Genomic DNA, 25,370 nt, shown 5'->3' with positions numbered 1-25,370 from the left:
TCCCGCCCCGGGCAGGGGCGGTCGACCTGGTACGTCCGCTTCAGGCATCTCGTGCGTCCACATCAGGCATCAGGAGCAGTCATGCAAGGCCACGGCCACACGCAGCCGGTGAAGCCGCCGCCGCCGACCGGATGGCTGGTCCTGCTGCGCGTGTTCTTCGTCGTGCTCTCGGTGCTGAGCTTCGGCCTGCTGATGTGGGCGATGATGCTCCGCCTGGCCATCGTGACCCGCAAGGCGCTCGACTGGTACCTGTTCGTGGCGACGGTCGTGGTGCTGTTCCTCAGCTTCTACCTGCTGGGTTCCGAGCCCGGCGAGGAGATCCACACCGTGGGCGGCTGGACCGGCCTCGCCCTCCTGCTGGGCGGCATGGTGCTCTCGATCGCGTACTACCTCTCCGCGGACATACGCCACTTCCACCAGCTCCGCTTCCCCGGATACGCCGCGCAGCAGGCCCCGGCCTACGGCTACCCGCAGCCCCAGTCGCCGTACACCACCGCGTCCCTGCCGCAGCCGCCCCCGATGCCCCACACACCGGTGCCCCGCACACCGGCGCCGCCTTCGCCGGCACCTCGCGACGCCGCCCCTCACAGCCCCGTACCGCCGCCTCCGGCCCCGCAACGCCCCGCGCCCGCGCGCATCGACCAGGTGCGCGCCGAGCTCGACGAGCTCAGTGACTATCTGCGCCGGCACGACGGCCGGCCGGACGGCAACCACGAGGGCGGAAGGTGACCGTGGCGACAGGACGTGTCGTCGCCGGCCGCTACGAACTGTCCACGCTCATCGGCCAGGGCGGCATGGGACAGGTCTGGACGGCGTACGACCAGCGGCTCGACCGGCGCGTGGCGGTGAAGCTGCTGCGCCCCGACAAGGTGGCCGGGCAGGAGGCGGACGAGCTGCGCCGCCGGTTCGTGCGCGAGTGCCGGGTGACCGCGCAGGTCGACCACCCCGGCCTGGTCACGGTGCACGACGCGGGCAGCGAGGGCGAGGAGCTGTTCCTCGTCATGCAGTACGTCGACGGCGCGGACCTCGCCGACCATCTCGCCGAGCACGACCCGTACCCCTGGCAGTGGGCGGTCGCGGTCGCCGCGCAACTGTGCGCCGTACTGAGCGCCGTGCACGCCGTGCCGATCGTCCACCGCGACCTCAAGCCGCGCAACGTGATGGTGAAGCAGGACGGCACGGTCACCGTCCTCGACCTCGGCGTCGCCTCCGTCATGGACGCCGACACCACCCGCCTCACCCACACCGGCACCCCCATCGGCTCGCCCGCCTACATGGCCCCCGAGCAGGCGATGGGCGGCGCGGTCGGCCCGTACACCGACCTGTACGCACTCGGCGTACTCCTGCACGAACTCCTCAGCGGAGACGTGCCGTTCTCCGGCTCGACGGCCCTCGGCGTGCTGCACCGGCACCTCTACGAGCCGCCGCTGCCCGTGCGCCGTATCCGCCCCGAGGTCCCGGAGGCACTCGAAGCCCTGGTCCTGCGCCTGCTCGCGAAGGACCCGCAGCACCGGCCCGCCTCCGCGCAGGAGGTGTACGAGCACCTGGCCCTGCTGCTGCCCGCGCGCGGGACACCCACCGGAGCGCCCCTCGACCCCACCCGCCCGTTCCTGCGCCCGCACGCGCCCTGGCCGGACCGCGCCCGCACCCCGGCGCCCCAGCCCGCCCCGGTCGCGCCCGTCCCCGAGAAGGCCGAGAAACCGGACGTCGCACGCGCCGTCGACGAGGTCAAACGCCTCCTCGGCGAGGGCCGTATCACCCAGGCCGTCGACATCCTCGGCGCGATCCTGCCCGCCGCCGCCGAACAGCACGGCGAGCACTCCCCGGTGGTCCGCACCCTGCGCAAGCAGTACGCGGCCACGCTCATGGACGACGGCCAGTACCGGCGCGCGCTGCCCGAACTGCGCCGCCTCGCCGACGAACGCGCCGCCGAGGCCGGCCAGGCCGACCCGCAGTCCCTGCGGTTCCGCTACGACGCCGCCCAGTGCCTGGAGCAGCTCGGCGAACCGGCGGCCGCGCTCGCCGAGTACCGCGCGCTGCTGCCGTACTACGAGAACCAGTACGTCTCCGGCGGCGACACCGAACTCGCCCACGACGTCCGCCGCCGCATCGGCCACCTCCTGCTCGCCCTCGGCGACCGCCCCGCCGCCCACGACACCCTGGCCCGCCTGCTGCTCGAGGTGGAACGCCTGCACGGACCGGGCCACCCGCTGGCGGGGGAGGTGCGGCGGACGCTGCACTGGCTGGGGCAGATGCGGGGCTAGGTTCTGACGGGCTCGCCGAAGGAGTGGGCCGGCCGGGGGTGCTTCGGCGGGCTTCGGTGCCCGAAGTCCTGGTGAATCGTTGGTCGAATGGGTTGGCCAGAGCTTGCCCACTGCCTACCATCGATCACCGCAAGACTTTGTGCACCGTCGCACAAGCTCTCCTCGGGAGGTCTCCTTGCACCGCCGCCGTCGCACCGCGCTCCTCCTCTCCGTCGCGATCGCCGCGGCGCCTGTCCTCACCGCCTGCGGAAACGACGCGCATCCCGGCGCCGCGGCCGTCGTCGGCGGCCAGCGGATCACCGTCGCGCAGCTGGAGAACAGGGTGGGCGAGGTACGCGCGGCACAGCGCGCGGCCGTACCGGACGAGAGCCAGTACGCGCAGGTCATCGCCAAGTCCGGCACCCTCCCGCGCGACGTCCTGCACACCATGGTCCTCGACCAGGTACTGCACCGCGCCGCCCGGGACGCGGGCGTCACTGTCACCCGCAAGGAGATCCAGGGCATGCGCGGTGACCTGGAGGAGCAGGTCGGCGGCGCCAAGGCGCTGGAGGCGGCCTGGCTCCAGCAGTACGGCATCCCACCGCAGCGCCTCGACGAGAACCTCCGCCTCCAGCTCGAGGCCCAGAAACTCGCCACGTCACTGGGCACCGACACCGGCAAGCCCGCCTTCTGGAACGCCCTGTCCGAGGCGTCCAAGAAGCTCGACATCGACCTCAACCCGCGCTACGGCACCTGGGACGTCCAGAAGAGCAGCCGGGCCGACGCGAAGACGCCGTGGGTGCGCGAGGTGACGGCGGCGGGGATCCAGCCGACGATGTGACGGCAGGGCGGCTGTCCCCGGCCTGTGGACAACTCGGAGCCGATGGGCGACCCGGGGCCTGGGCCTGTGGACAACTCGGGGTGCGGTCGGCGACGTGGGTTACGTTCGGATCGTGAACGCAACCAGTCCCGAAGCCGCCGCCACCGGCCGCATCGTCCTGCTCACCACCAGCCACCGCGTCGCGCCCGGCCTGCTGTCCTGGCCCGCCTGGCAGGCGCTGCACGGCGCCGACCGCGTGCTGTGCGCGGACGGCGCGCATCCGCAGCTGCCGTATCTGCGTGAGGCCGGGATAACGGTCGACGAGGCCGCCCCGAGCGCCGAGGAACTGATCGACGCGTGCGCGGGCGGTCACACGGTCGTGGTCGTCGCGACAGGCGAGGGCGAGCCGACCCTGACCGACGGCCTGGCCCGCCTCGCGGGCAGCGGCCGCATCCAGATGCCGGACCTGGAACTGCTCCCCGCCTCCTACGACCTGCCCGGCGCCCGCCTCCTCGACCTCGTCCAGGTCATGGACCGCATCCGCGCCGAGTGCCCGTGGTCCTCCCAGCAGACCCACAAGGGGCTGGCGAAGTACGGCATCGAGGAGGCGTACGAACTCGTCGAGGCGATCGAGGACGGCGACCGCGAGGAACTGCGCGAGGAACTGGGCGACGTCCTGTTGCAGGTCGTCTTCCACGCCCGTATCGCGGAGGAGGACCCGCAGGCTCCCTTCTCCATCGACGACGTCGCCGGCGGCATCGTCACCAAGCTCATCCACCGCCACCCGCACGTCTTCGGCGACGAGACGGCGACGACCCCCGAGGAGGTCAAGGAGCACTGGCTGCGCACGAAGGCCGTCGAGAAGCAGCGGGAGTCCGTGACCGAGGGCATACCCCTGGGCCAGCCGGGCCTCGCCCTCGCGTCGAAGCTGGCCTCCCGGGTGCGCACGGCGGGGCTGGAAGTACCGCTGCCGTCGGGGGAGGGCGTCGGGTACGAGCTGCTCGCGATGGCCGTGCGGGCGGAGGCGGCGGGGGTGGATCCGGAGGCGGCGTTGCGGGTTGCCGCGCGGGCTTATCGGGATGCGGTGCAGGCTGCTGAGGGGCTCTTTGCTTAGTACCGTTTTCCCTACGGGCGGTGCGAGGCGTGGGGGCTGGCGTGGCAACGGAGTCGGAGCTGCTGAGGGATGCGTTGCTGCTGGCGGTGAAGAGCTCGCCCACCGCCAGACAGCGCGTTGGACAGCTGCTGGAGTCGTCGGGATTCAGCCGGGCCGCACGAGCTGTCCGGTCCCAGAACCGATGGAACACGGCCAGTCTGTTGCTGACGTCGTTGGACGCCCTGCGTGCCAGGCACCCCGGCAGGATCGCCGACCTGCAGGCCATCGCGGAGGAGTACGCCCCCGACTCGACCGGCACGGACACGACTGGCGCGGCCGACAGGCCCCGGCCCGTCGTGCCTGGTGACAGCACCGGCGGAGCCCATGTCGCGGGAGATCACGTCGACTTCCGGGACGGCACCTTCCACGATCAGGTCGTCGGCGTTCAGCACAACCACTTCGCCGCCGTCCACGTCCCGGCCCAGTGGCGGCAGGTCCGTCAGGTGGGGCCGCTGGAGTTCGGAGTACAGCCGACCAGACATGTGCCCGGGCTGCCCAGGGTGCCGCCGTATGTGCAGCGTGACTGCGACAAAGCTTTGCGAGCCATGCTTGCCCGCAACGGCCTGGTGCTGATCCTGGGTGAGCCGTGCGCGGGCAAGTCGTACACCGCGTGGCACGGTGTGCAGTCCCTGGAGGACCGCCGCCTGTACGCTCCGGTTGCCGGTGAGGACCTACGGCCCCTGGTCGCCCCATTGCGGGGCAGCTCCGGCAAGTATGTGCTCTGGCTGGACGAACTGACCGGCCACCTCGGCGCGCGCGGGCTGGATCCGTCGTTGCTGTGGGGCCTGATCGATGGTGGTGCCGTCCTGCTCGGCACGATGAGCCCCACCGAGTACTACCGGCGCCGCACCGGGACTGCCCCCGGCGACCGGGTGGTCGCCGCGGCCCGCACGGTGGAGCTGGCGCGCGAGTGGAGCGAGGCCGAGCTGGCGCGGCTGGCCGCGCTCGACGACCCGCGTGCGTACCCGGCGTACGTGTGGAGCGGCCGGGAGGGCGTGGCCTCATACTTTGCCGTCGGACACCACCTGTACGACGAGTGGCGTCGAGTGGGCACCCAACTGGAGCACCCGCGCGGGCAGTTACTGGTCCGGGCGGCGGTCGATCTCGCCCGGTGCGGGGTCACTGGGGCGGTACCGACCGATCTGCTCAGAAGGATCCAGGAGAAGTACAGGGCGGAGGAACGGCAGTCGTTCGAGGACGCCCTCGCCTGGGCGACGGAACCGCTATTCGGGGTGTCGGGACTGCTCGTGTCCGGCGAGAAGGACGGAACCTGGCGGGCGTACGGGGCGCTGGTCGCGGAGGCGCTGCGGTCGGGTGCCCTGGAGCCGGTGCCGGACGAGGTCTGGTGGACGCTGCTGGACACGTCGGAGGCGAGCGCCTCCATCGACCGCGACGCCGTCCTCGACGCCGCCCGAGCCGCGCTGCACCCCCGGCTGGAACAGGACACGGCACTGATGATCGCCTTCGCTTCGCGCGTCGGTGCCGACGAGCGCCGGGAGTTGCTGCACCGGGCGGCGGACGCGGGCGACGCCACGGCGGCCGAGGACCTGGCTGCGATCCTGCTGAAGGCCGGGGATGAGGCAGCCGCACTGCCGTATCTGGAGATGGCGGCGGAGAGCGGAAGCGGAGGCGCCGCGCGTGAGGCTGGGCGGCTGTACCTCGGCCGGGCCGAGAAGTGGCTGAGGATCGGCTCGAAGAAGGGGGATCCCGACGCGGCGCGCCTGCTGGGGGATCTGCTGCTCGGAAGAGGTGACCTCGACGAAGCGGACGACTCGTACCTGACGGCGGAGAAGCACGGATACGCGGAGGTCGCCAGGAGCTCGGGGGTGTACCACCTCCTCGTGAACGGGCGCGAGGCGGCCGAGGTGTGGCTGACGCGTGCGGCGGACGCCGGCGACGAGCGGGCGGCCGAGCTGCTGGAGGACGCCCGGCGCGCGCCCCAGTCCGTGTCGGACGCCGAGGACTACTTCGCGACCACCAGCACCTATCCGCTGGACCACACCCACTACGGCGTCGTCATGGAGAAGCAGGGACGCCTCCGCGAGGCCCGCACCTCCTACGAGAAGGGCTACAAGATCGGCGATGCTTACGGCGCCTACCGCCTCGCCGCCCTCCTCGAACAGGAGGGCAGGCCCGACGAGGCCGCCGACTGGTACCGAAGAGCCGCCGACATGGGCCACCCCGGCGCCAGGAAGGCCCTCTCCGAGACGTCCGGCCGGCCCGATACCGTCAAGGAGTGACCGACCAGCCCACACCCGAGAGCACCACTCCCGACCTCTTCACCTGGGAGTTCGCCACCAACCCCTACCCCGCCTACGCCTGGCTCCGCGAACACGCCCCCGTGCACCGCACCCGCCTCCCCAGCGGCGTGGAGGCCTGGCTGGTCACCCGCTACGTCGACGCCAAGCAGGCCCTCGCCGACGCCCGTCTCTCCAAGAACCCGGCCCACCACGACGAACCCGCGCACGCCAAGGGCAAGACCGGTATCCCCGGCGAGCGCAAGGCCGAGTTGATGACGCACCTGCTCAACATCGACCCGCCGGACCACACCCGGCTCCGCCGACTCGTCTCCAAGGCCTTCACGCCCCGCAGGGTCGCCGAGTTCGCCCCACGCGTGCAGGAGCTCACCGACCAGCTCATCGACCGGTTCGCCGCCGAGGGAAGCGCCGACCTCATCCACGAGTTCGCCTTCCCGCTCCCCATCTACGCGATCTGCGACCTGCTCGGCGTCCCCCGCGAGGACCAGGACGACTTCCGGGACTGGGCGGGCATGATGATCCGCCACCAGGGCGGCCCCAGGGGCGGCGTCGCACGGTCCGTGAAGAAGATGCGCGGCTATCTCGCCGACCTCATCCACCGCAAGCGCGAGGCACTCCCCGACGCCCCCACCCCCGGCGAGGACCTCATCTCCGGCCTCATCCGCGCCTCCGACCACGGTGAGCACCTCACCGAGAACGAGGCCGCGGCGATGGCCTTCATCCTGCTGTTCGCCGGCTTCGAGACGACCGTCAACCTCATCGGCAACGGCACGTTCGCCCTGCTCACCCACCCCGAACAGCGCGCCCGGCTCCAGTCCTCCCTCGCCGCCCACGACACCGCCCTCCTCGAAACCGGCATCGAGGAACTCCTGCGCTACGACGGCCCCGTGGAGTTGGCCACCTGGCGCTTCGCCACCGAGCCGCTCTCCATCGGCGGGCAGCACATCGCACCCGGCGACCCCGTCCTCGTCGTCCTGGCCGCCGCCGACCGGGACCCGGAGCGGTTCGCCGATCCCGACGTCCTCGACCTCGGCCGCCGCGACAACCAGCACCTCGGCTACGGCCACGGCATCCACTACTGCCTCGGCGCCCCGCTCGCCCGCCTGGAGGGCCAGACCGCCCTCGCCACCCTCCTCACCCGACTCCCGGATCTGGAACTCGCCGCGGACCCGGCCGAGTTGCGCTGGCGGGGCGGCCTCATCATGCGCGGACTGCGTACGCTTCCGGTGGAGTTCACCCCTATTAGGTGAGTACGTCCACCCGTACAAACGTGACACGCGTTCAATTCTGTGATCTTCACGTGATCTACGCGGCATTAACTTGTGACAAGTGATCGTCTGCCTATACGTTCACGGATCAACGACGGCGCCCAGGTTTCACGCGCCGCGGTCACCGTTGTCTCGTGAAAGGTCCCCGCATGCTCTCCGGGAACGGTCGCCACCGACGCCCCCGTCAGGCTCCGGCTCTCCTCGTCGCGGCCGGAGTGACCGGCTCCGCCATCGCCATCCCGCTCCTCGGCGCCTCGGGCGCCGGCGCCGCCGAAGGCAACGTCTGGGACAAGGTGGCCGAGTGCGAGAGCGGCGGCTCCTGGAGCGCCGACGAAGGCAACGGGCGCTACGGCGGACTGCAGCTGACCCAGGACGACTGGGACGAGTACGGCGGCCTCGACTACGCCGTGAGCCCCAACCTGGCGAGCCGCTCCCAGCAGATCGCCGTGGCCCAGAACATCCTCGCGGACCAGGGCGTGGGCGCCTGGCGCACCTGTGGACTGCTCAGCGGGCTCACCGAGGAGTCCGGTTCGGTGGACCTGGACACCGGTGTCGAGGAGGACTCCCCGTCCGCCGTATCGGGATCCTCCGGATTGCTTGATTCATCTGGATTGTCCGGCTCGTCCGGATCGACGGGATCATCCAACTCGTCGGGTTCGTCGCAGTCCCAGGGGGAGTCCGACGACTCCTCGAACGCCTCGAATTCCCCCGGCTCGTCGAACGACTCCACCGATGATTCGTCCGAATCGTCCAAGGATTCATCCTCTTCACCCTCTTCTTCCGGTACGACCGACAGCTCCGCCAAGTCCGATGCGTCACCCGGGACAGAGACCTCGCAGTCGCCCGACGGATCCCCCACGGGGAGCCCCGAGAGCGACAATCAGGACAACTCGGAGCAAGGTGTGGGCTCCTGGGGTCTCGTCGACACCGGTGCCGCCGACGTGGTCGACGCCACTGCCGGCTCCGGGCGCCATCGCGGTGCCACCGCCGACGAGAGCGAGACCGTCGAGGGGGCCGTCAAGTCCTCCGGTCGCCACGCCTCGTACACCGTCCGCGCCGGCGACACTCTCGCCTCCATCGCCGACTCCCTTGACCTCGACGGCGGGTGGCGTGCGCTGTATCAGGCGAACAAGCAGGACATCGGCGCTGACGCGAATCACATCTTCCCCGGTCAGACCCTGGAAGTACCTGCCGAATAGGGCGAAATGCAGCGCGAGTTCGCGCCCCGCTTCGCACCTTAATGTCCGTTTTGGTGGCGGTGAGAGATAGATCTCAGAAGCCCTGATCGTCTTTGTCATTCCGCGAATTGAGTGTCTACGGTCGTGATCGCTCGTCACCACGAGCCCCGGCTGCCGCAACGCCGAATCCTGCCAGCGGCCGTACGGGAACAGTCGTCGCGTCAAGCGCCGTAGGCAGGAGCGGGGGACCCAAGGTTTGCGCCGGGTCCGGCAGTTGAGGCCCATCGGGGCCGCACGGCCGGAGCCGGCTTGGGGTGAAGTCGCGCAGCGGAAGCCGAGAGGCGAACGTGCGCGGCCGGGCAACTCAACCGGCCCGAACCCGACAGCTCACCTCGCAGGCGTCGGTGAGGGGATCTCTCCATGCTGTTTTCCAGCAAGGGCAAGCACCGTCGTCCGTCCAAAGCCGCTCGTGCCATCGCCGTCGTCGGCGTCACCGGCGCCGCCGCCGTCGCCGCCCCGCTGATGGCCGCCGGCAGCGCCTCCGCCGCCACCGCCTCCGAGTGGGACGCCGTCGCGCAGTGCGAGTCCGGCGGCAACTGGTCGATCAACACCGGCAACGGCTACTACGGCGGTCTGCAGTTCTCCGCCTCCACCTGGGCCGCGTACGGCGGCACGCAGTTCGCCGCCACCGCCGACCAGGCCAGCAAGGACCAGCAGATCCAGATAGCCGAGAAGGTCCTCGCCGGCCAGGGCAAGGGCGCCTGGCCGCACTGCGGCACCGGCCTGTCGAGCGCCGCCTACTCCGGCTCCTCGTCGAGCGGTTCCTCGCAGAGCACCGAGACCACCACGCGCTCCACCGAGCAGCAGTCGGCCTCGCGCTCCACCGAGCGCCCGGCCGCCAAGAAGTCGACCAAGACCGTCACGACCCCGACCGGCAAGAAGGTCAAGAAGGGCGACGGCGAGTACAAGGTCGCCAAGGGCGACACCCTCAGCACCATCGCCGCCGAGCACGACGTCAAGGGCGGCTGGGAGAAGCTGTACAAGCTGAACAAGGACATCGTCGAGGACGCCGACCTGATCTACCCGGGTCAGCAGCTGCACCTGAAGTGACAGCGGGCAGGTAGCTGAACCACGGCGCCCTCACATACGTGGACCTCATAGTGAAGACCTCGTGAGGGTCACCCCCGTCCCCCACGGGCTCCCCGCTCCGGTGCGTGTTCCCCCGTACGCACCGGGGCGGGGTTTTCTTTTGCGCCCTGCGGTGGTGCACCGGTGTGTACCGTGGGTTTTTGTTCCGTTCGGAAACAATTCGCTCTCGGTTCTGTTCACGGAGCGGTCGACCGCTGGCCGATCGCCCGGAGCCGGTTAGGCTCATCTCGCAGCACCCACCGCGGTCTGCGTACCCGCGTCACATCCGAAGAAGGAGATGCTCGTGCCGTCCATCGACGTCGTCGTAGCCCGGGAAATCCTGGACTCCCGAGGCAACCCCACGGTCGAGGTCGAGGTCGGCCTCGACGACGGCAGCACGGGTCGTGCCGCCGTCCCGTCCGGCGCCTCCACCGGCGCCTTCGAGGCCATCGAGCTCCGCGACGGTGACCCCAACCGCTACCTGGGCAAGGGTGTCGAGAAGGCCGTCCTCGCCGTCATCGAGCAGATCGGCCCGGAGCTCGTCGGCTACGACGCCACCGAGCAGCGCCTGATCGACCAGGCCATGTTCGACCTGGACGCCACCGACAACAAGGGCTCCCTCGGCGCCAACGCCATCCTCGGCGTCTCCCTCGCCGTGGCCCACGCCGCCTCCGAGGCCTCCGACCTCCCCCTCTTCCGCTACCTGGGCGGCCCGAACGCGCACCTGCTGCCGGTGCCGATGATGAACATCCTGAACGGCGGCTCGCACGCCGACTCCAACGTGGACATCCAGGAGTTCATGATCGCCCCGATCGGCGCGGAGTCCTTCTCCGAGGCGCTGCGCTGGGGCACCGAGGTCTACCACACCCTCAAGAAGGTCCTGAAGAGCAAGGGCCTGGCCACCGGCCTGGGCGACGAGGGCGGCTTCGCCCCGAACCTCGGCTCCAACCGCGAGGCCCTCGACCTCATCCTCGAGGCGATCAAGGAGGCCGGTTACACCCCCGGCGAGCAGATCGCCCTGGCGCTCGACGTGGCCGCGTCCGAGTTCTACAAGGACGGCTCCTACACCTTCGAGGGCAAGTCCCGCTCGGCCGCCGAGATGACCGAGTACTACGCCGAGCTCGTCGAGGCGTACCCGCTCGTCTCCATCGAGGACCCGCTGTTCGAGGACGACTGGGAGGGCTGGAAGACCATCACCGCCAAGCTCGGTGACAAGGTCCAGCTCGTCGGCGACGACCTGTTCGTCACCAACCCCGAGCGACTGGCCCGCGGCATCGACGAGAACGCCGCCAACGCGCTCCTGGTCAAGGTCAACCAGATCGGCTCCCTGACCGAGACCCTGGACGCCGTCGAGCTGGCCCAGCGCAACGGCTTCAAGTGCATGATGTCCCACCGCTCCGGCGAGACCGAGGACGTCACCATCGCCGACCTGGCCGTCGCCACCAACTGCGGCCAGATCAAGACCGGCGCCCCGGCCCGCTCCGAGCGCGTCGCCAAGTACAACCAGCTGCTGCGCATCGAGGAGATCCTCGACGACGCCGCGGTGTACGCCGGCCGCAGTGCCTTCCCGCGCTTCAAGGGCTGAGCCGTAGCCTCATAGGAAGCGTCGTACGTACGTCCCCGTACTCGGTCCCGTACCGTGTGCGGGGACGTACGCATGTGAAACGGGAGGCGGGGAACATGGCCGTGAAGGACCGGGACCGGTTCTCCACCGCGACCAGGATCCGGTTGCTCGGCGAGCAGACGGCGGCCCGTGTCTACCGCTCCCAGACCAAGCGGCAGGCCCGGCGCTCCAGGCTCACCGGACGCGCCGCGCTGCTCGCGCTGGTGCTCTGCTCCATGGTCGTGGCGCTCGCCTACCCGATAAGGCAGTACGTCTCCCAGCGTGCCGAGATCGCGGACATGCGGCGGCAGAAGGAAGAGGCCGCCGAACGGGTCGAGGAACTGCGCGACACCAAGGCACGCTGGCAGGACGACGCGTACGCCGAGCAGCAGATCCGGCGGCGGCTGCACTATGTGATGCCGGGGGAGACCGGCTACATCGTGGTCGACCCGGACGCCGCCAAGCAGTCGCGGGCCGACGTGGCCGAGGCCGACCGCCCCTGGTACTCGAACATCTGGGACGGCATCGACAAGGCCGACGCCTCCGACCAGTGAACCCGGCCGGTGAACCGGTCAGTGAACACCGATAGAAAGACAGGCATGGAAACGCCCCCGCCGCCCACCCCGCGCACCGAGCCCACCGACGCCGACGTCGAGGCCTTCAAGCAGCAGCTCGGGCGTCCGCCGCGCGGGCTGCGCGCGATCGCGCACCGGTGCCCGTGCGGGCAGCCGGACGTGGTCGAGACGGCCCCTCGGCTGCCCGACGGCACGCCCTTCCCGACGCTGTACTACCTGACGTGCCCGAAGGCGGCGTCGGCGATCGGCACGCTGGAGGCGAACGGCGTGATGAAGGAGATGACGGCGCGGCTGGAGAGCGACCCGGAGCTGGCCGCCGCGTATCGCGCCGCGCATGAGGACTACATCCGGCGGCGCGACGAGATCGAGGAGCTGACGGGGTTCCCGAGCGCGGGGGGCATGCCCGACCGGGTGAAGTGTCTGCATGTGCTGGTCGGCCACTCCCTGGCGGCCGGTCCCGGGGTCAACCCGCTCGGCGACGAGGCGATCGCGATGCTGCCGGAGTGGTGGCGCAAGGGCGCGTGCGTGACGCTCCCGGAGAAGCCCGGGGAGTCCGAGAAGTCCGAGGTGTCCGAGGAGGGCGGCCAGTGACCCGCGTCGCCGCCATCGACTGCGGTACCAACTCCATCCGGCTCCTCGTCGCCGATGTCACTGTGCCCACTGGCGCCTCCGGCGCGGGCGCCACCGGCGAACTCGTCGACCTGGACCGCCGTATGACCATCGTGCGGCTCGGCCAGGGTGTCGACCGTACGGGCCGGCTCGCCCCCGAGGCGCTGGAGCGGACCTTCGCCGCCTGCCGGGACTACGCGGCGATCATCAAGGAGCACGGCGCCGAGCGGCTGCGCTTCGTGGCCACGTCCGCCTCCCGGGACGCCGAGAACCGGGACGAGTTCGTGCGCGGGGTCATGGACATCCTTGGCGTCGAGCCGGAGGTCGTCACCGGCGACCAGGAGGCCGAGTTCTCCTTCACGGGCGCGACGAAGGAGCTGACGGGGCGGCAGGACGTGCACCGGCCCTACCTCGTCGTGGACATCGGCGGCGGGTCGACCGAGTTCGTCGTCGGCGAGGAGCACGTCCGCGCGGCACGCTCGGTGGACGTCGGCTGCGTGCGGATGACCGAGCGCCATCTGGTCCGCGACGGTGTCGTCTCCGATCCGCCCTCCGAGGAGCAGATCGCGGCGATGCGGGCCGACATCGAGGCGGCCCTCGACCTCGCCGAGGAGACGGTGCCGCTGCGCGAGGCCAGGACCCTGGTGGGGCTCGCCGGTTCGGTCACCACGATCTCGGCGATCGCCCAGGACCTGCCTGAGTACGACTCGACCCGCATCCACCACTCCCGGATCGGCCACGACCGGGTCCGGGAGATCACCGACTGGCTCCTGCACTCCACGCATGCGGAGCGCGCGGCCGTACCGTCCATGCATCCGGGGCGAGTTGACGTCATCGCCGCGGGCGCCCTCGTGCTGCTCGCGATCATGGAGCGGATCGGCGCCGAGGAGGTCGTGGTGAGCGAGCACGACATCCTGGACGGCATCGCCTTCAAGGTGGCGGAGGACGCGTAGGACGCCGTAGGACGTCCAGGACACGGAACGGCCCCGGTCCCTCGCGGGAGGAACCGGGGCCGTTGCCTGAGCCCAGGTGCTGGGCTGTCGGTCAGTTGCAGAGGAGGACGATCAGGCCGTCGCAATCACCGCCGTCTCCTCCGTCGTGATGATGACCGTGGCCGTCCCGGGCCTGACTCGACTGGACGGCCGTCGCCTTGGTGGCGACGGGGGCAGCGGCAGCGGCCGTGGCCGCCCCTGCCGCGAGGGCGATGCCGAGGGCAGCGCCGACCGAGACTATTCGAGCTGTGGCCCGCACGAGGGCCTTCTGCGTAGTGATCATGGCTGCACGCTATGCACACTTTTCTCCGTTCGCGCGCGGAATGTGGCTGACGGGTGAACGGTGATCCAGATCGCCGTCGGAGGGTGGCCCCGGTCTCGTTTGTTACTACGCGGTAGTCATCGGCTGAGCAGGTCGGCTAGCGTATGAGCGCTTCCCGGGGGCGCGTTCGGACCCCTTCGCAACCCCCGTACGAGCCCCACGGGGCGCCCGCCGAAGAAAGTTCGTGAAGTTCTTCACAAGGAATTCGGCCCCGTAGGAGCACGGACAGGGGCCGGTTGGCCCTTCCGAGGGGTGAACAGGCCCTTGAACATGTTCAGATGGACGGTGTAAAGAGGCTCCAGGGAGCCGGCGGCGGAGGGTGTTTCGCTCCGCTCACAGGGGGCCCGCCGGGGCAGAGAGCCAGCTCACGCGGCATTGACAACGGGTCGTAGCGCAACCGGGTTCCCGATCGTGACCATGACCTGCGTCACGCGGGCCGGGGAGTGTAGCACAGGGCCTGCAAGAGCTTGTGAAGGGGCGCACGAGCGACCCCCCTGGGGCGGGTGGATACTCGATGGCATGAGCACCACGGAGCGTCCCAGGATCCTCGTAGTAGGCGGTGGGTACGTAGGCCTGTACGCAGCTCGGCGCATCCTCAAGAAGATGCGCTACGGCGAGGCGACCGTCACGGTCGTCGACCCCCGGTCGTACATGACCTACCAGCCCTTCCTCCCCGAAGCCGCCGCCGGCAGCATCTCCCCTCGCCACGTCGTCGTCCCGCTGCGACGCGTGCTGCCCAAGGCGGAGGTCCTCACCGGCCGGGTCACCACCATCGACCAGGACCGCAAGGTCGCCACGATCGCCCCGCTGGTCGGCGAGGCGTACGAGCTGCCCTTCGACTACCTGGTCATCGCGATGGGCGCGGTCTCCCGCACCTTCCCGATCCCCGGCCTCGCCGAACAGGGCATCGGCATGAAGGGCATCGAGGAGGCCATCGGCCTGCGCAACCACGTCCTCGAGCAGCTGGACAAGGCCGACTCCACGACCGACGAGGAGATCCGCCGCAAGGCGCTCACCTTCGTCTTCGTCGGCGGTGGCTTCGCGGGTGCGGAGACCATCGGCGAGGTCGAGGACATGGCCCGCGACGCGGCGAAGTACTACACCAGCGTGTCCCGTGAGGACATGCGGTTCATCCTCGTCGACGCCGCCGACAAGATCCTGCCCGAGGTCGGCCCCAAGCTCGGCCAGTACGGCAAGGAGCACCTGGAGAGCCGCGGGGTCGAGGTCTACCTCTCCACCTCCATGGACTCCTGTGTCGACGGCCACGTCGTGCTGAAGAACGGGCTCGAGGTCGACTCCAACACGATCGTGTGGACGGCCGGCGTCAAGCCGAACCCGGCCCTCGGCCGCTTCGGTCTGCCCCTCGGCCCCCGCGGCCACGTGGACTGTGAGACCACGCTCCAGGTCAAGGGCACCGACTACATCTGGGCCGCCGGCGACAACGCCCAGGTCCCGGACCTCGTCGGCCGCAAGGCGGGCAACGAGAACGCCTGGTGTCCGCCGAACGCCCAGCACGCGCTGCGTCAGGCGCGCATCCTCGGCGACAACGTGATCTCCGGTATGCGGGGCTTCCCGCAGAAGGACTACGAGCACGCCAACAAGGGCGCGGTGGCCGGTCTCGGCCTGCACAAGGGCGTCGCGATGATCGTCATGGGCAAGATGAAGATCAAGCTCAAGGGCCGTCTCGCCTGGTACATGCACCGCGGCTACCACGGCCTCGCGATGCCGACGTGGAACCGCAAGGTCCGCGTCTTCGCCGACTGGACCCTCGGCATGTTCCTCAAGCGCGAGGTCGTCTCCCTCGGCGCGATGGAGCACCCGCGCGAGGAGTTCTACGAGGCCGCCAAGCCGGCCCCGGCTCCGGCCGTGAAGGCGGAGGCCCCGGCCGCCGCCAAGACCGAGGAGAAGGCCAAGGCCTCCTGACCTCAGGTCACTTGAACGCCCCGAAGGGGGCCGCCCGCCATCCGTGGTGCGGGCGGCCCCCTTCGGCGTGTCCGGGCCCGCATGATCCGCCGGACCGGCCCTGCCACTACCGCGAGGGCCCGAGGGGCTCCGGCTCCAGGTCGTAGCCGGACAGGATGTCGCCGGACTCCTCCTCGGGAGCGTAGGCGCAGGGCACGGTCGCGGCGCCGGTGAAGTGGCCGCGGTCCGGGTACCAGGCGAAGGACATCCGTTCGTCCCCGTCGTCCCGCCGGACGCTCAGCCGCCAGTCCAGGCCCTTGTCGTCCTCACGGTAGGTCGTGACCTCCCAGCCCTCGTCCTTCAGGTGCCGGTGCAGTCGCCGCAGGCCGGCGGCGGCCCGGCTCGCGCGCACCTCGTCCAGCGCCCAGCCGTGGCTCATCTCGTACGCGCCGTCGACCGTGCTGTCCTCCAGCCCCAACGGGCCGTTGTCGTAGCAGTAGTCGGCGCTGAAGGAGTTGTCCGTACCGGAGCCGGCCTCCCCGTCCACCGGCTCCACGGTCCGCTCGAACCCCAGGACGTCGTACGCCTCCTGGGAGCGCTGAAAGGCCCGGTCCGCCATGGCCTCGGGCGCGGCGCGCGGGAAATCCGTCGCCTGCGACGACCGCCACGAAAGGACGGCGATCGTGATGATCAGGGCGAGCAGCCCGACGCCCGCGCAGCCGAGAGCCCCGCGGACGCATGACGGGGCGGCGTACGGGTCCCGGGCGGGGGCGGCGTTCACGGGCGGGGTGTTGTCGGGCATACGGGGGACGCTATGACGGCGGGGGAGCACGGCGGATGGGTGCGACGACCGGCACCGAGTAGGTACCCGTACTCAATTGATCAACTGCGGCCGCGTACGCCCTCCAAGGGTTTGCCCAGCCGTAACGCGCGTGGGGGACTGCGCCGGGGGCCCGCAGGTGTTTACGTGGTGTTGGACATTCCGGGATCGCTTATCACGGAGGTGTGCGCCATGGCAGACGCCGCGGTGCGGCTGAAGGGCCTTCTGGAACAGTTGCTGGGAGTTCCGCTCCCGGTGCGCATCCGCGCCTGGGACGGATCACAGGCGGGGCCGCCGGGCGCGCCGACACTCGTCGTACGCAACCGCCGTGCCGTACGCCGACTGCTGTGGAAGCCGGGCGAACTGGGCCTGGCCCGGGCCTGGGTCGCCGGGGACCTCGACATCGAGGGGGATCTGTACGCCGCCCTCGACCTGCTCGCCGGGCTGGTCTGGGAACGGGACGAGGACGCCCGGAGCACGGCTCAGGCGCTTCGGGACCCCGAGGTGCGCGCCGCCGTCCTCGGGCTGGTCAGGCTCGGCGGGCTTCTGCTGCCGCCCGCGCCGCCTCCCGAGGAGGTCCGCCGGCACGGCCACCTGCACACCAAGCGCACCGACAAACGCGCCATCAGCCATCACTACGACGTCGGCAACGACTTCTACGAGATCGTCCTCGGGCCGTCCATGGTGTACTCCTGCGCCTACTGGCCGGCCCCGCCCCCGGACGGCACCCTCGAAACCGCCCAGCGCGACAAGCTCGACCTCATCTGCCGCAAGCTCGACCTGCGGCCCGGCCTGCGGCTGCTCGACGTCGGCTGCGGCTGGGGCTCGCTGGCGGTGCACGCGGCCCGCGAGTACGGCGTGAGCGTCGTCGGCGTCACCCTCTCCCAGGAGCAGGCGGCGTACGCCCGCAAGCGCGTGGCCGACGAGGGGCTCACCGACAAGGTGGAGATCCGGGTCCAGGACTACCGGGACGTCGCCGACGGCCCGTACGACGCGATCTCCTCCATCGGCATGGCCGAACACGTCGGCGCCGAACGGTACCTGGAGTACGCCGATGTGCTGTACCGGCTCCTGAAGCCCGGGGGGCGGCTGCTGAACCACCAGATCGGGCGGCGGCCGGAGCGGGACGAATCCTCGTACCAGGTCGACGAGTTCATCGACGCCTACGTCTTCCCCGACGGCGAGCTGCAGCCCATCGGGACCACCGTCACCCAGCTCGAACGCGCCGGCTTCGAGGTGCGCGACGTGGAGTCGATCCGCGAGCACTACGCCCTGACCCTGCGCCGCTGGGTGGCCAACCTGGAGGCCGAGTGGGCCCGGGCCGTCCAGCTCACCAGCCCCGGCCGCGCCCGTGTCTGGCGGCTGTACATGGCCGCCTGCGCGCTCGCCTTCGAGCGCAACCGCATCGGCGTCAACCAGGTGCTGGCGGTGCGCACGCCGGACGCGGGTGACTCCGGGATGCCGCTGCGGGCCCGCGAGTGGACCGAGCCCGAGCGCCGTTGAGCCGTTGATACGGGCACGAGCGAAGGGCCGGGCTTCCCCAGTTCTGGGGAAGCCCGGCCCTTTCGTGTGTCAGGGTGCGGTCACTCGGCCTTGATCGCGTTCAGCATGTTCAGCCGCGCGGCGTTGCGGGCCGGCCACAGCGCGGCCAGGACGCCCACCAGGCCGGCCAGCACCAGGAAGATCCCGATCCGGTCCCAGGGCAGGACCAGCGCGTAGCCCGGGATCTGGTCCGCGAAGGTCTCGCCGATCGCCCAGCCGAGGAACGAGCCGAGACCGATGCCGACCACCGCGCCGAACACCGAGATGACCACGGCCTCCAGCCGGACCATCCGCTTCACCCGGCGCCGGTCGAGACCGATCGCCCGCAGCATGCCGATCTCCTGCTGCCGCTCGAACACCGACATCGCGAGGGTGTTGACGACACCCAGCACCGCGATGATCAGGGCCATCGCCAGCAGGCCGTACATGATGTTCAGCAGGGTGTTGATGGCGCCGCCGAACTCGTTGCGGATGTCCTGCCGGTCCATGACCGTGATCGCGGGGTTGTCGCCCAGCGCGTCGATGAGGACCTTCTCGTTCGACGCGGTCTGGCCGCCGTCCGTCTTCACGAAGATCTGCCGGATGTACGGCTTCGCCTCGTGCTGGTTCACGATCTTCGCGTCGAGGAGGACGGGGGAGAGGAACTCGCTGTCCTTGTAGACGGCGCCGACGGTCAGCGTGGCCTTCTTCTCGTCGGCGAAGGTGAAGGGGATGCTGTCGCCGGGCTTCCAGCCCTTGCTCTTGGCCGTCTTCTCGGCGACCGCGATCTGCCCCTTGGCGAGCGAGTCGACGTTGCCGCTGACGACGTCGACGGTCAGGACCCGCTGGATGTCGCCCGGGGTGACCGCGGAGGCGGAGACGTAGTCGTCGCCGGCCTGGAGGTAGGCGTCCTGCTGCGGCGAGACCGCGGAGACGCCCTTGGCCTTCTCCAGCGCCCTCAGCGCGGACTGGTCGAGGTCCCCGCCGTTGGCCATCGAGACCATGTAGTCGGCCTTGATGTTGTCCGTGGTCATCTTGTCGATGGCCTTGCCGACCGTGACACCGAGCACCGACAGGCCGGTCACCAGCGTCAGCCCGATCGCCAGCGCCGAGGCGGTGGCGCCGGTACGGCGCGGGTTGCGGACCGCGTTCTGGCCGGCCAGCTTGCCGGCCACGCCGAAGGGGCCGACGAGCAGCGGACGGACGAGCGCGATCACGGGCCGGGACAGCAGCGGGATCAGGATGATCACGCCGATCAGCGCGAGGAACGCGCCCGCCCCGATGTACATCCGGCCGTCGTCGCCGCCGGTCGAGGCGCCCAGCACGATCCCGGCCGCGCCGAGGGCGGTGATGATCGCGCCGATGGTGTTGCGCACCACCAGCGACTTGGTGGTGGCCACCGCGTGGACGCTGTTCATGGCGGCCACCGGCGGGATCTTCGCGGCCCGGCGGCCGGGCAGCCAGGCGGCGAACATCGTGATCAGCACACCGACGCCGATCGCGGCGATCACCGGCGTGGCGGACAGGACCAGCGGGCCGTCCGGGATCTTCATCTCGAACGCGGCCATCCCGGACCGCAGACCGACGGCCAGCCCGATGCCGAGGACGAAGCCGATCACCGAGGCGACCAGGCCGACCACCGCGGCCTCGGCGAGCACCGAGCGGGTGATCTGCTTGCGCGAGGCACCGACCGCCCGCATCAGCGCGATCTCCTTGGTGCGCTGGGCGACCAGCATCGTGAAGGTGTTGGAGATCAGGAAGACCCCGACGAACAGCGCGATGCCGGCGAACCCGAGCAGGACCTGCTTGAGGTTGCCCATGCCCTGCTCGATCTGCTCGGCCTGCTCGTCCGCGAGCGCCTTGCCGGTCTGCGCCTCGGCGGTGTCCGGCAGCAGCGGCTTGACCGCGTCCAGGATCTTCGCGTCGTCCGCGCCGGGGGCGGCGGTGACGGTGACGCTCTCGAAGTAGCCCGGCTTGAGGTACTGCTTCTGGGCGACCGCGGTGTCGAAGAGGACGAGGCTGCCGCCGGCGTTCACGGCGCCGTCCTCGGTGGTGAACACACCGCTGAGGGTGTACTCCTTCACCGGGCCGTTGGTGGCGACGCGGACCCGGTCGCCGACCTGGTACTCGCCCTTGGCCGCGGAGTCCTTGTCCAGGGCGATCTGATCGTCCTTCACCGGGCCCGAGCCGTCGGTGAACGTGTAGGCGGAGTCCTTGCCGTCCTTGCCGGGGGCGAAGTTGGAGCCCTTGTTGGACCAGCCGACGCCGATGAGCTTGCCGTCGGGGTCGGCGACCCCGGCGAAGCCGTCGACGCGGCCGTACGCGGCGTCGACGCCTTCCACGGCGGTGATCTTGTCGAGGGTCTTCTCCGAGAGGCCGGGCTCCACCTCGGGGTCGTCCGGGTTGGCGTGCGAGGTGACGGCGACGGCCACGTCGTCGTAGCTCTTCGCCGACTGGTTGCGGAAGGCGTTGGAGAGGGTGTCGGCGAAGACCAGGGTGCCGGAGACGAACGCGACGCCGAGCATCACGGCGAGCACGGTCATCAGCAGCCGGGCCTTGTGCGCGAGTACGTTGCGCAGGGCGGTGCGGAACATCAGCTGGTGCGGCCCTTCGCGTCGAACTGCTTCATGAAGTCGAGGACCGTCTCGGCCGTCGGCCGGTACATCTCGTCGACGATCCGACCGTCGGCGAGGAACACCACGCGGTCCGCGTACGCCGCGGCCACCGGGTCGTGGGTCACCATCACGACCGTCTGACCCAACTCCCGTACAGAGTTGCGAAGAAAGCCGAGCACCTCGGCGCCCGAGCGCGAGTCGAGGTTTCCGGTCGGCTCGTCACCGAAGATGATCTCGGGCTTGGAGGCGAGCGCGCGGGCGACGGCGACGCGCTGCTGCTGGCCACCGGAGAGCTGGGTGGGGCGGTGGCTCAGCCGGTCGGCGAGGCCGACCATGCGGATGACCGAATCCACCCACTGCTTGTCGGCCTTGCGGCCCGCGATGTCCATCGGAAGGGTGATGTTCTCCAGCGCGGTCAGCGTCGGCAGCAGATTGAACGCCTGGAAGATGAAGCCGATCTTGTCCCGGCGCAGCTTGGTCAGCTGCTTGTCCTTGAGGGAGCCGAGCTCGGTGTCGCCGATGCGCACCGAGCCGGAGGAGAAGGTGTCCAGACCGGCGACGCAGTGCATCAGCGTGGACTTGCCGGAGCCGGAGGGGCCCATGATCGCGGTGAACTCGGCCTGCCGGAAGTCGACGGAGACCCGGTCGAGGGCGACCACCTGGGTCTCGCCCTGTCCGTAGATCTTCGACAGATCCGTGGCACGCGCGGCCACGGCGGTGGCCCGGCCGGCGATGGATGCGGTGGTCACGAGAGGAACGCTCCTGAAGGACGACGGTGTGTTCGATGGACGTCATCCATCGTCCTGGCCGAGGAGCGCCGTGTAGTCAGTCGCTGTTCCGGTTCCGAAGGCAGACTGCGGATGGACCGGGCACGGCTGTGTCATACCTGAGGATGACGAGGGACCCTGACGGGTGTTCGCGTCGGGAACAGGTGGAGCGTCCTCGTTTGGACGGTGAAATTCCGTCATTCCGTATGCGCCGTCTACCGCCGCACGTAAGGCTATTGGCAAGTGCGGATGGCGTGTTCCTTGGGCTGATGCACCCTCAGACGTCAATAAAATAAGACAACATCGGTCCGCCCGTCCGCTGTTCGGGGGATGTATCCCGATAGGCTCGGAACCTCGATGCGGAGCCCATGGCCTGCCCAGATGGTGGAATGCAGACACGGCGAGCTTAAACCTCGCTGCCCCTTCGCGGGCGTGCCGGTTCAAGTCCGGCTCTGGGCACTTCCGACGTTCGTCGATCACTGCAGCATTCATTGACACCTCATGACGAGGGGAGCACACTCCTGTTCGGAAGTTGGTGAATGAAATTTCACCACGCGAACAGAGAGGTTCGGCGATGCGCACCACCGTCGGCATCATCGGAGCGGGCCCCGCCGGCCTCCTCCTCGCCCGGCTGCTCCACAACGCCGGCATCGACTCGGTCGTCCTGGAGAGCCGCGACCGCGCCTACGTCGAGCACCGCCAGCGCGCCGGAATCCTGGAGCAGGGCACGGTGGACGTGCTGCGCGCGGCCGGCGCCGGGGAGCGGATGGACCGCGAGGGGCTGCGGCACGACGGCATAGAGCTGCGGTACGCCCGCAAACGCCACCGCGTCGACTTCCCCGCCCTCACCGGCGGCCGGTCGGTGACGGTCTACGCCCAGACCGAGGTCTGCAAGGACCTCATCGCCCTCCAGCTCAAGGAGGGCGGCCCGCTGCTGTTCGAGGCGGAGGCCCTGGCGGTCGAGGGCGCGGACACCGGCAGCCCGCGCGTCCGCTTCCGGTACCAGGGCAACGAGGACGTTCTCGAATGCGACTACGTCGTCGGCTGCGACGGCTTCTGGGGCGTGTCCCGCAAGGCGATCCCCGCGGAGCTGACCCGGGTCTTCGAGCGGACGTACCCCTTCGGCTGGCTCGGCATCCTCGCCGACGTCGCCCCCTCCCACGACGAACTGGTCTACGCCCGCCACGACCGCGGCTTCGCCCTCCTGTCCATGCGCTCCCCGTCCGTCTCCCGCCTCTACCTCCAGGTGCCCGAGGGCACGGACGCCGAGGACTGGGGCGACGACGAGATCTGGGCGGAGCTGGAGCGCCGCTTCGAGACCGCCGACGACTGGCGGCTGGAGCGCGGCCCCATCACCCAGAAGTCGGTCACGCCCATGCGGTCCTACGTCCACGAACCCATGCGCTACGGCCGCCTGTTCCTGGCGGGCGACGCGGCGCACATCGTGCCGCCGACGGGTGCGAAGGGACTGAATCTGGCCGTAGGTGACGTCGTCACCTTCGCGCGGGCGCTGACGCACGAGAAGGACACCGGTTCGGCGGAGCTGCTCGACACCTACTCCGAGACCTGTCTGCGCCGGGTCTGGCAGGCCGAGCGGTTCTCGTACGACATGACGACGCTGCTGCACCGCGCCCCCGACTCCACGCCCTTCGAGGACCGGCTCCAGCTGGCGCGGCTGGAGCGCATCGCGGGGTCGAGGGCGGCGGAGACCGACCTCGCCGAGGGCTACACCGGGTTCCCGTTCGGGTGACCGGACGCGGGCCAGGGGAGTGATCTCCGATCGATTCCGGCCACGTACCAGGTTCGTCATGAATGAGCCCCTCCGTGGCCGGGAATCACCCGGCCGCGTAGCGTGTTGCGCACCACGACGAGGGAAAGATCCTCCCCAAGCACTAGGGTCAATCCTTTGCCTACCTATTACTCTTGAGGCCAAGGCCGCGCACGGTGGCCATGGAGGAGTGAAATGAGGAGCAGCAACCCGGTCTTCTCGCGACGGGGGTTCAGCCGCGACAACGGCTACGCGGGCTTCAACACCGCGCCGCAGGCCGGGGGCGCCGCTGTCGGCACGCAGGGCAACCCGTACGCCCAGCCGCAGGCCGGCAACCCGTACGCGCAGAACCCTTACGCCCAGCAGGACATCCAGCACGGCGCGCCGCCGCAGGCCCCGGCCGCCACCGGCCGGATGACGATCGACGACGTCATCCTGCGCACCGGCACGACGCTCGGCACACTGATCGTCACGGCCGCGCTCGCCTGGTTCCTGCTGCCGGTCGACGCCGCGAACATCAACCGGTCGTACGGCATCGCCATCGGTGCCGGTCTGGTCGGCATGGTGCTGGCGCTCGTGCAGTCCTTCAAGCGCAAGGCCTCGCCCGCGCTGATCCTGTCCTACGCCGCGCTCGAGGGTGTCTTCCTCGGCGTCGTCTCCAGCGTCGTCGACGAGCACATCGCCAGCGGTGCGGCCATGCAGGCGGTGCTCGGCACGATGGCGGTCTTCGCCTCCGTGCTGGTGGCGTACAAGGCCGGCTGGATCCGCGTCAACCGCCGCTTCGTCGGCTTCGTGATGGCGGCCGCGCTCGGCTTCATCCTGCTGATGGCGGTCAACCTGCTGTTCGCCGTCTTCGGCGGCGGTGACGGCCTCGGCTTCCGCAGCGGCCCGCTCGGCATCGTCTTCGGCATCGTCGGCATCCTGCTCGGCGCCTGCTTCCTCGCCCTGGACTTCAAGCAGGTCGAGGACGGCATCGCCTACGGCGCGCCGAAGGAGGAGGCCTGGCTGGCGGCCTTCGGTCTCACGATGACGCTGGTGTGGATCTACATGGAGTTCCTGAGGCTCATCTCGATCCTCAACAGCAGCGACTGATCTGCGACGGCCGTACATGGCGGTCGTACAAAGAAGGGCCCCGGGCGTCTGTCCCGGGGCCCTTCCGCGTCTGTGCGCGCCTAGAGGAATTTGCGCGCCGCCCTCCTCAGGTCGTACTCGTGGACGATCGCCTTCGCGTGGCCGTACGCGAGGTCGTATTCGTGCCGAAGCCAGCTGACCTTCTCCTCGAAGCGGACGAGGGCCGGGCCTTCTTCTACGGTGCGGAGCCAGTCGGAGACTTCACGACCGGTGCAGTGGGGGATGCGGGCGAGCATGTTGCGGTGGGTCTCCTCGGAGAGGACGTGGGACATCGGCGCCTCCGGACGCAAAGGGGATGTAAGCCGGTCCTTCAGGTCACCGTGCCTGAGCGTTCGCCCGTTGGCAACAGTCGCGTACGCTCACGGCGTGGTTGATACGACGCGTCTGACCCGAGCCGTTGATCACTTCGCCGACCGGTTGAGGGCGGCGCCGCAGAGCCGGTTGCAGAGAAACGGGGCCGCGGAGGCGCTGGCGCTTGCCAGAGAGTTGGCACGTCGGGCACAGGTTCTGGAGGCGCCCGGGGTCGAGCCGCGGGAGATGCCGGACGCCGGGATGTTCGCTGCCGCCGACCAAATCACCGTCGCCGTACATGACTTGGCCCTCGTGCTGGTGGACGAGGGCCAAGTGGCTGAGGCTGTTCGGTTGGTGGAGGAGGCGCAGAAGAGGGCGGGAGTGTGAGGGCCGGGATCGATCCCTG

Annotated in this window: 22 protein-coding genes, 1 tRNA gene and 1 riboswitch; of the genes, 18 read left to right on the top strand and 5 right to left on the bottom strand. The window is 70.0% G+C overall.

The genetic code is table 11. The features are described 5' to 3' along the window. Positions 1-81 precede the first annotated feature (81 nt). The 12 genes from EJ357_RS18725 (at position 82) to EJ357_RS18670 (ending at position 13,788) form a co-directional block, all read left to right on the top strand. Positions 82-729, top strand: a complete 648-nt coding sequence (locus EJ357_RS18725) for a hypothetical protein (RefSeq protein ID WP_126392765.1) — start codon at positions 82-84, stop codon at positions 727-729. A gap of 38 nt (positions 730-767) precedes the next feature. Beyond that, positions 768-2,264: a serine/threonine-protein kinase gene (locus EJ357_RS18720; protein WP_267132860.1), complete on the top strand. Its 1,497-nt coding sequence runs from the start codon at positions 768-770 to the stop codon at positions 2,262-2,264. A gap of 175 nt (positions 2,265-2,439) precedes the next feature. Continuing rightward, positions 2,440-3,084 carry a SurA N-terminal domain-containing protein gene (locus EJ357_RS18715; RefSeq protein ID WP_126392763.1) on the top strand — a complete coding sequence of 215 codons (645 nt, stop codon included), beginning with the start codon at positions 2,440-2,442 and terminating at the stop codon, positions 3,082-3,084. Between the two features lie 112 nt (positions 3,085-3,196). Continuing rightward, positions 3,197-4,177, top strand: coding sequence for a nucleoside triphosphate pyrophosphohydrolase (locus EJ357_RS18710; protein ID WP_126392762.1), 981 nt, complete (start codon positions 3,197-3,199; stop codon positions 4,175-4,177). A 41-nt stretch (positions 4,178-4,218) separates the two neighbouring features. Further along, the gene (locus EJ357_RS18705) at positions 4,219-6,456 is read left to right on the top strand and encodes an SEL1-like repeat protein (RefSeq protein WP_126392761.1); all 2,238 of its coding nucleotides are present in this window, start codon (positions 4,219-4,221) and stop codon (positions 6,454-6,456) included. After that, positions 6,453-7,724 (top strand): cytochrome P450 family protein, encoded by a 1,272-nt coding sequence (locus EJ357_RS18700; RefSeq protein WP_126392760.1) that lies wholly within the window; start codon positions 6,453-6,455, stop codon positions 7,722-7,724. Before EJ357_RS18705 ends, EJ357_RS18700 begins: the two co-directional genes overlap by 4 nt. 167 nt (positions 7,725-7,891) lie before the next feature. Then, positions 7,892-8,941 (top strand): LysM peptidoglycan-binding domain-containing protein, encoded by a 1,050-nt coding sequence (locus EJ357_RS18695; protein WP_126399645.1) that lies wholly within the window; start codon positions 7,892-7,894, stop codon positions 8,939-8,941. 195 nt (positions 8,942-9,136) lie between these two features. After that, positions 9,137-9,336: riboswitch (cyclic di-AMP (ydaO/yuaA leader) on the top strand. Positions 9,337-9,340: 4 nt separating this feature from the next. Beyond that, positions 9,341-10,030, top strand: coding sequence for a LysM peptidoglycan-binding domain-containing protein (locus tag EJ357_RS18690; protein ID WP_126392759.1), 690 nt, complete (start codon positions 9,341-9,343; stop codon positions 10,028-10,030). A 322-nt stretch (positions 10,031-10,352) separates the two neighbouring features. After that, positions 10,353-11,633 carry a phosphopyruvate hydratase gene (eno, locus tag EJ357_RS18685; RefSeq protein ID WP_126392758.1) on the top strand — a complete coding sequence of 427 codons (1,281 nt, stop codon included), beginning with the start codon at positions 10,353-10,355 and terminating at the stop codon, positions 11,631-11,633. A gap of 95 nt (positions 11,634-11,728) precedes the next feature. After that, positions 11,729-12,205 carry an FtsB family cell division protein gene (locus tag EJ357_RS18680; RefSeq protein WP_126392757.1) on the top strand — a complete coding sequence of 159 codons (477 nt, stop codon included), beginning with the start codon at positions 11,729-11,731 and terminating at the stop codon, positions 12,203-12,205. Positions 12,206-12,250: 45 nt separating this feature from the next. Continuing rightward, a complete protein-coding gene (locus tag EJ357_RS18675; protein WP_126392756.1) occupies positions 12,251-12,817 on the top strand; it encodes a DUF501 domain-containing protein in 567 nt (188 codons plus the stop codon). Then, complete coding sequence (locus EJ357_RS18670; RefSeq protein WP_126392755.1) at positions 12,814-13,788, top strand: Ppx/GppA phosphatase family protein; 975 nt, start codon at positions 12,814-12,816, stop codon at positions 13,786-13,788. The genes EJ357_RS18675 and EJ357_RS18670 overlap by 4 nt, the downstream gene beginning before the upstream one ends. Before the next feature lie 91 nt (positions 13,789-13,879). Here EJ357_RS18670 and EJ357_RS18665 read toward each other — a convergent pair whose 3' ends face one another. Beyond that, the gene (locus EJ357_RS18665; RefSeq protein ID WP_126392754.1) at positions 13,880-14,110 is read right to left on the bottom strand and encodes a hypothetical protein; all 231 of its coding nucleotides are present in this window, start codon (positions 14,108-14,110) and stop codon (positions 13,880-13,882) included. A 558-nt stretch (positions 14,111-14,668) separates the two neighbouring features. Here EJ357_RS18665 and EJ357_RS18660 point away from each other — a divergent pair. Next, positions 14,669-16,072, top strand: coding sequence for an NAD(P)/FAD-dependent oxidoreductase (locus EJ357_RS18660; RefSeq protein WP_126392753.1), 1,404 nt, complete (start codon positions 14,669-14,671; stop codon positions 16,070-16,072). A 106-nt stretch (positions 16,073-16,178) separates the two neighbouring features. Here EJ357_RS18660 and EJ357_RS18655 read toward each other — a convergent pair whose 3' ends face one another. Beyond that, positions 16,179-16,853 (bottom strand): hypothetical protein, encoded by a 675-nt coding sequence (locus EJ357_RS18655; RefSeq protein ID WP_175647435.1) that lies wholly within the window; start codon positions 16,851-16,853, stop codon positions 16,179-16,181. A gap of 210 nt (positions 16,854-17,063) precedes the next feature. Between EJ357_RS18655 and EJ357_RS18650 the strand changes: the two genes are divergently transcribed. Continuing rightward, positions 17,064-18,374 (top strand): class I SAM-dependent methyltransferase, encoded by a 1,311-nt coding sequence (locus EJ357_RS18650; protein WP_126392752.1) that lies wholly within the window; start codon positions 17,064-17,066, stop codon positions 18,372-18,374. A gap of 80 nt (positions 18,375-18,454) precedes the next feature. Here the strand turns inward: EJ357_RS18650 and EJ357_RS18645 are convergent, their stop codons facing one another. Beyond that, positions 18,455-20,986, bottom strand: a complete 2,532-nt coding sequence (locus tag EJ357_RS18645; protein WP_126392751.1) for an ABC transporter permease — start codon at positions 20,984-20,986, stop codon at positions 18,455-18,457. Further along, positions 20,986-21,756: an ABC transporter ATP-binding protein gene (locus EJ357_RS18640; RefSeq protein WP_126392750.1), complete on the bottom strand. Its 771-nt coding sequence runs from the start codon at positions 21,754-21,756 to the stop codon at positions 20,986-20,988. The genes EJ357_RS18645 and EJ357_RS18640 overlap by 1 nt, the downstream gene beginning before the upstream one ends. A gap of 393 nt (positions 21,757-22,149) precedes the next feature. Here EJ357_RS18640 and EJ357_RS18630 point away from each other — a divergent pair. The 3 genes from EJ357_RS18630 to EJ357_RS18620 all read left to right on the top strand — a co-directional run bounded on the left by EJ357_RS18630 (position 22,150) and on the right by EJ357_RS18620 (position 24,634). Then, positions 22,150-22,233: transfer RNA gene (locus tag EJ357_RS18630), tRNA-Leu, on the top strand. A 115-nt stretch (positions 22,234-22,348) separates the two neighbouring features. Further along, positions 22,349-23,524, top strand: coding sequence for a 4-hydroxybenzoate 3-monooxygenase (locus EJ357_RS18625; protein ID WP_126392749.1), 1,176 nt, complete (start codon positions 22,349-22,351; stop codon positions 23,522-23,524). A 213-nt stretch (positions 23,525-23,737) separates the two neighbouring features. Next, positions 23,738-24,634 carry a Bax inhibitor-1/YccA family protein gene (locus EJ357_RS18620; RefSeq protein WP_126392748.1) on the top strand — a complete coding sequence of 299 codons (897 nt, stop codon included), beginning with the start codon at positions 23,738-23,740 and terminating at the stop codon, positions 24,632-24,634. Positions 24,635-24,714: 80 nt separating this feature from the next. Here the strand turns inward: EJ357_RS18620 and EJ357_RS18615 are convergent, their stop codons facing one another. Continuing rightward, positions 24,715-24,945, bottom strand: coding sequence for a DUF4287 domain-containing protein (locus EJ357_RS18615; protein WP_030049879.1), 231 nt, complete (start codon positions 24,943-24,945; stop codon positions 24,715-24,717). Positions 24,946-25,039: 94 nt separating this feature from the next. On the opposite strand from EJ357_RS18615, the gene EJ357_RS18610 reads away from it, so the two are divergent. Further along, entirely contained in the window at positions 25,040-25,351 is a 312-nt protein-coding gene (locus EJ357_RS18610) for a hypothetical protein (RefSeq protein WP_175647434.1), read from the top strand. Positions 25,352-25,370: the final 19 nt, after the last annotated feature.

It is taken from the genome of Streptomyces cyaneochromogenes (assembly GCF_003963535.1).
Classification (GTDB): domain Bacteria; phylum Actinomycetota; class Actinomycetes; order Streptomycetales; family Streptomycetaceae; genus Streptomyces; species Streptomyces shaanxiensis.
The sequence above is the reverse complement of the archived record's forward strand: the minus strand, read 5'-3'. Positions and strand labels throughout refer to the sequence as shown.

What these genes read in the sequence shown, in the direction of transcription:
- EJ357_RS18725 (WP_126392765.1), top strand. Translation starts at nt 82, where the DNA reads ATGCAAGGCCACGGCCACACGCAGCCGGTGAAGCCGCCGCCGCCGACC.
- EJ357_RS18695 (WP_126399645.1), top strand. Translation starts at nt 7,892, where the DNA reads ATGCTCTCCGGGAACGGTCGCCACCGACGCCCCCGTCAGGCTCCGGCT.
- EJ357_RS18690 (WP_126392759.1), top strand. Translation starts at nt 9,341, where the DNA reads ATGCTGTTTTCCAGCAAGGGCAAGCACCGTCGTCCGTCCAAAGCCGCT.
- EJ357_RS18680 (WP_126392757.1), top strand. Translation starts at nt 11,729, where the DNA reads ATGGCCGTGAAGGACCGGGACCGGTTCTCCACCGCGACCAGGATCCGG.
- EJ357_RS18675 (WP_126392756.1), top strand. Translation starts at nt 12,251, where the DNA reads ATGGAAACGCCCCCGCCGCCCACCCCGCGCACCGAGCCCACCGACGCC.
- EJ357_RS18665 (WP_126392754.1), bottom strand. Translation starts at nt 14,110, where the DNA reads ATGATCACTACGCAGAAGGCCCTCGTGCGGGCCACAGCTCGAATAGTC.
- EJ357_RS18660 (WP_126392753.1), top strand. Translation starts at nt 14,669, where the DNA reads ATGAGCACCACGGAGCGTCCCAGGATCCTCGTAGTAGGCGGTGGGTAC.
- EJ357_RS18655 (WP_175647435.1), bottom strand. Translation starts at nt 16,853, where the DNA reads ATGCCCGACAACACCCCGCCCGTGAACGCCGCCCCCGCCCGGGACCCG.
- EJ357_RS18650 (WP_126392752.1), top strand. Translation starts at nt 17,064, where the DNA reads ATGGCAGACGCCGCGGTGCGGCTGAAGGGCCTTCTGGAACAGTTGCTG.
- EJ357_RS18645 (WP_126392751.1), bottom strand. Translation starts at nt 20,986, where the DNA reads ATGTTCCGCACCGCCCTGCGCAACGTACTCGCGCACAAGGCCCGGCTG.
- EJ357_RS18625 (WP_126392749.1), top strand. Translation starts at nt 22,349, where the DNA reads ATGCGCACCACCGTCGGCATCATCGGAGCGGGCCCCGCCGGCCTCCTC.
- EJ357_RS18620 (WP_126392748.1), top strand. Translation starts at nt 23,738, where the DNA reads ATGAGGAGCAGCAACCCGGTCTTCTCGCGACGGGGGTTCAGCCGCGAC.
- EJ357_RS18615 (WP_030049879.1), bottom strand. Translation starts at nt 24,945, where the DNA reads ATGTCCCACGTCCTCTCCGAGGAGACCCACCGCAACATGCTCGCCCGC.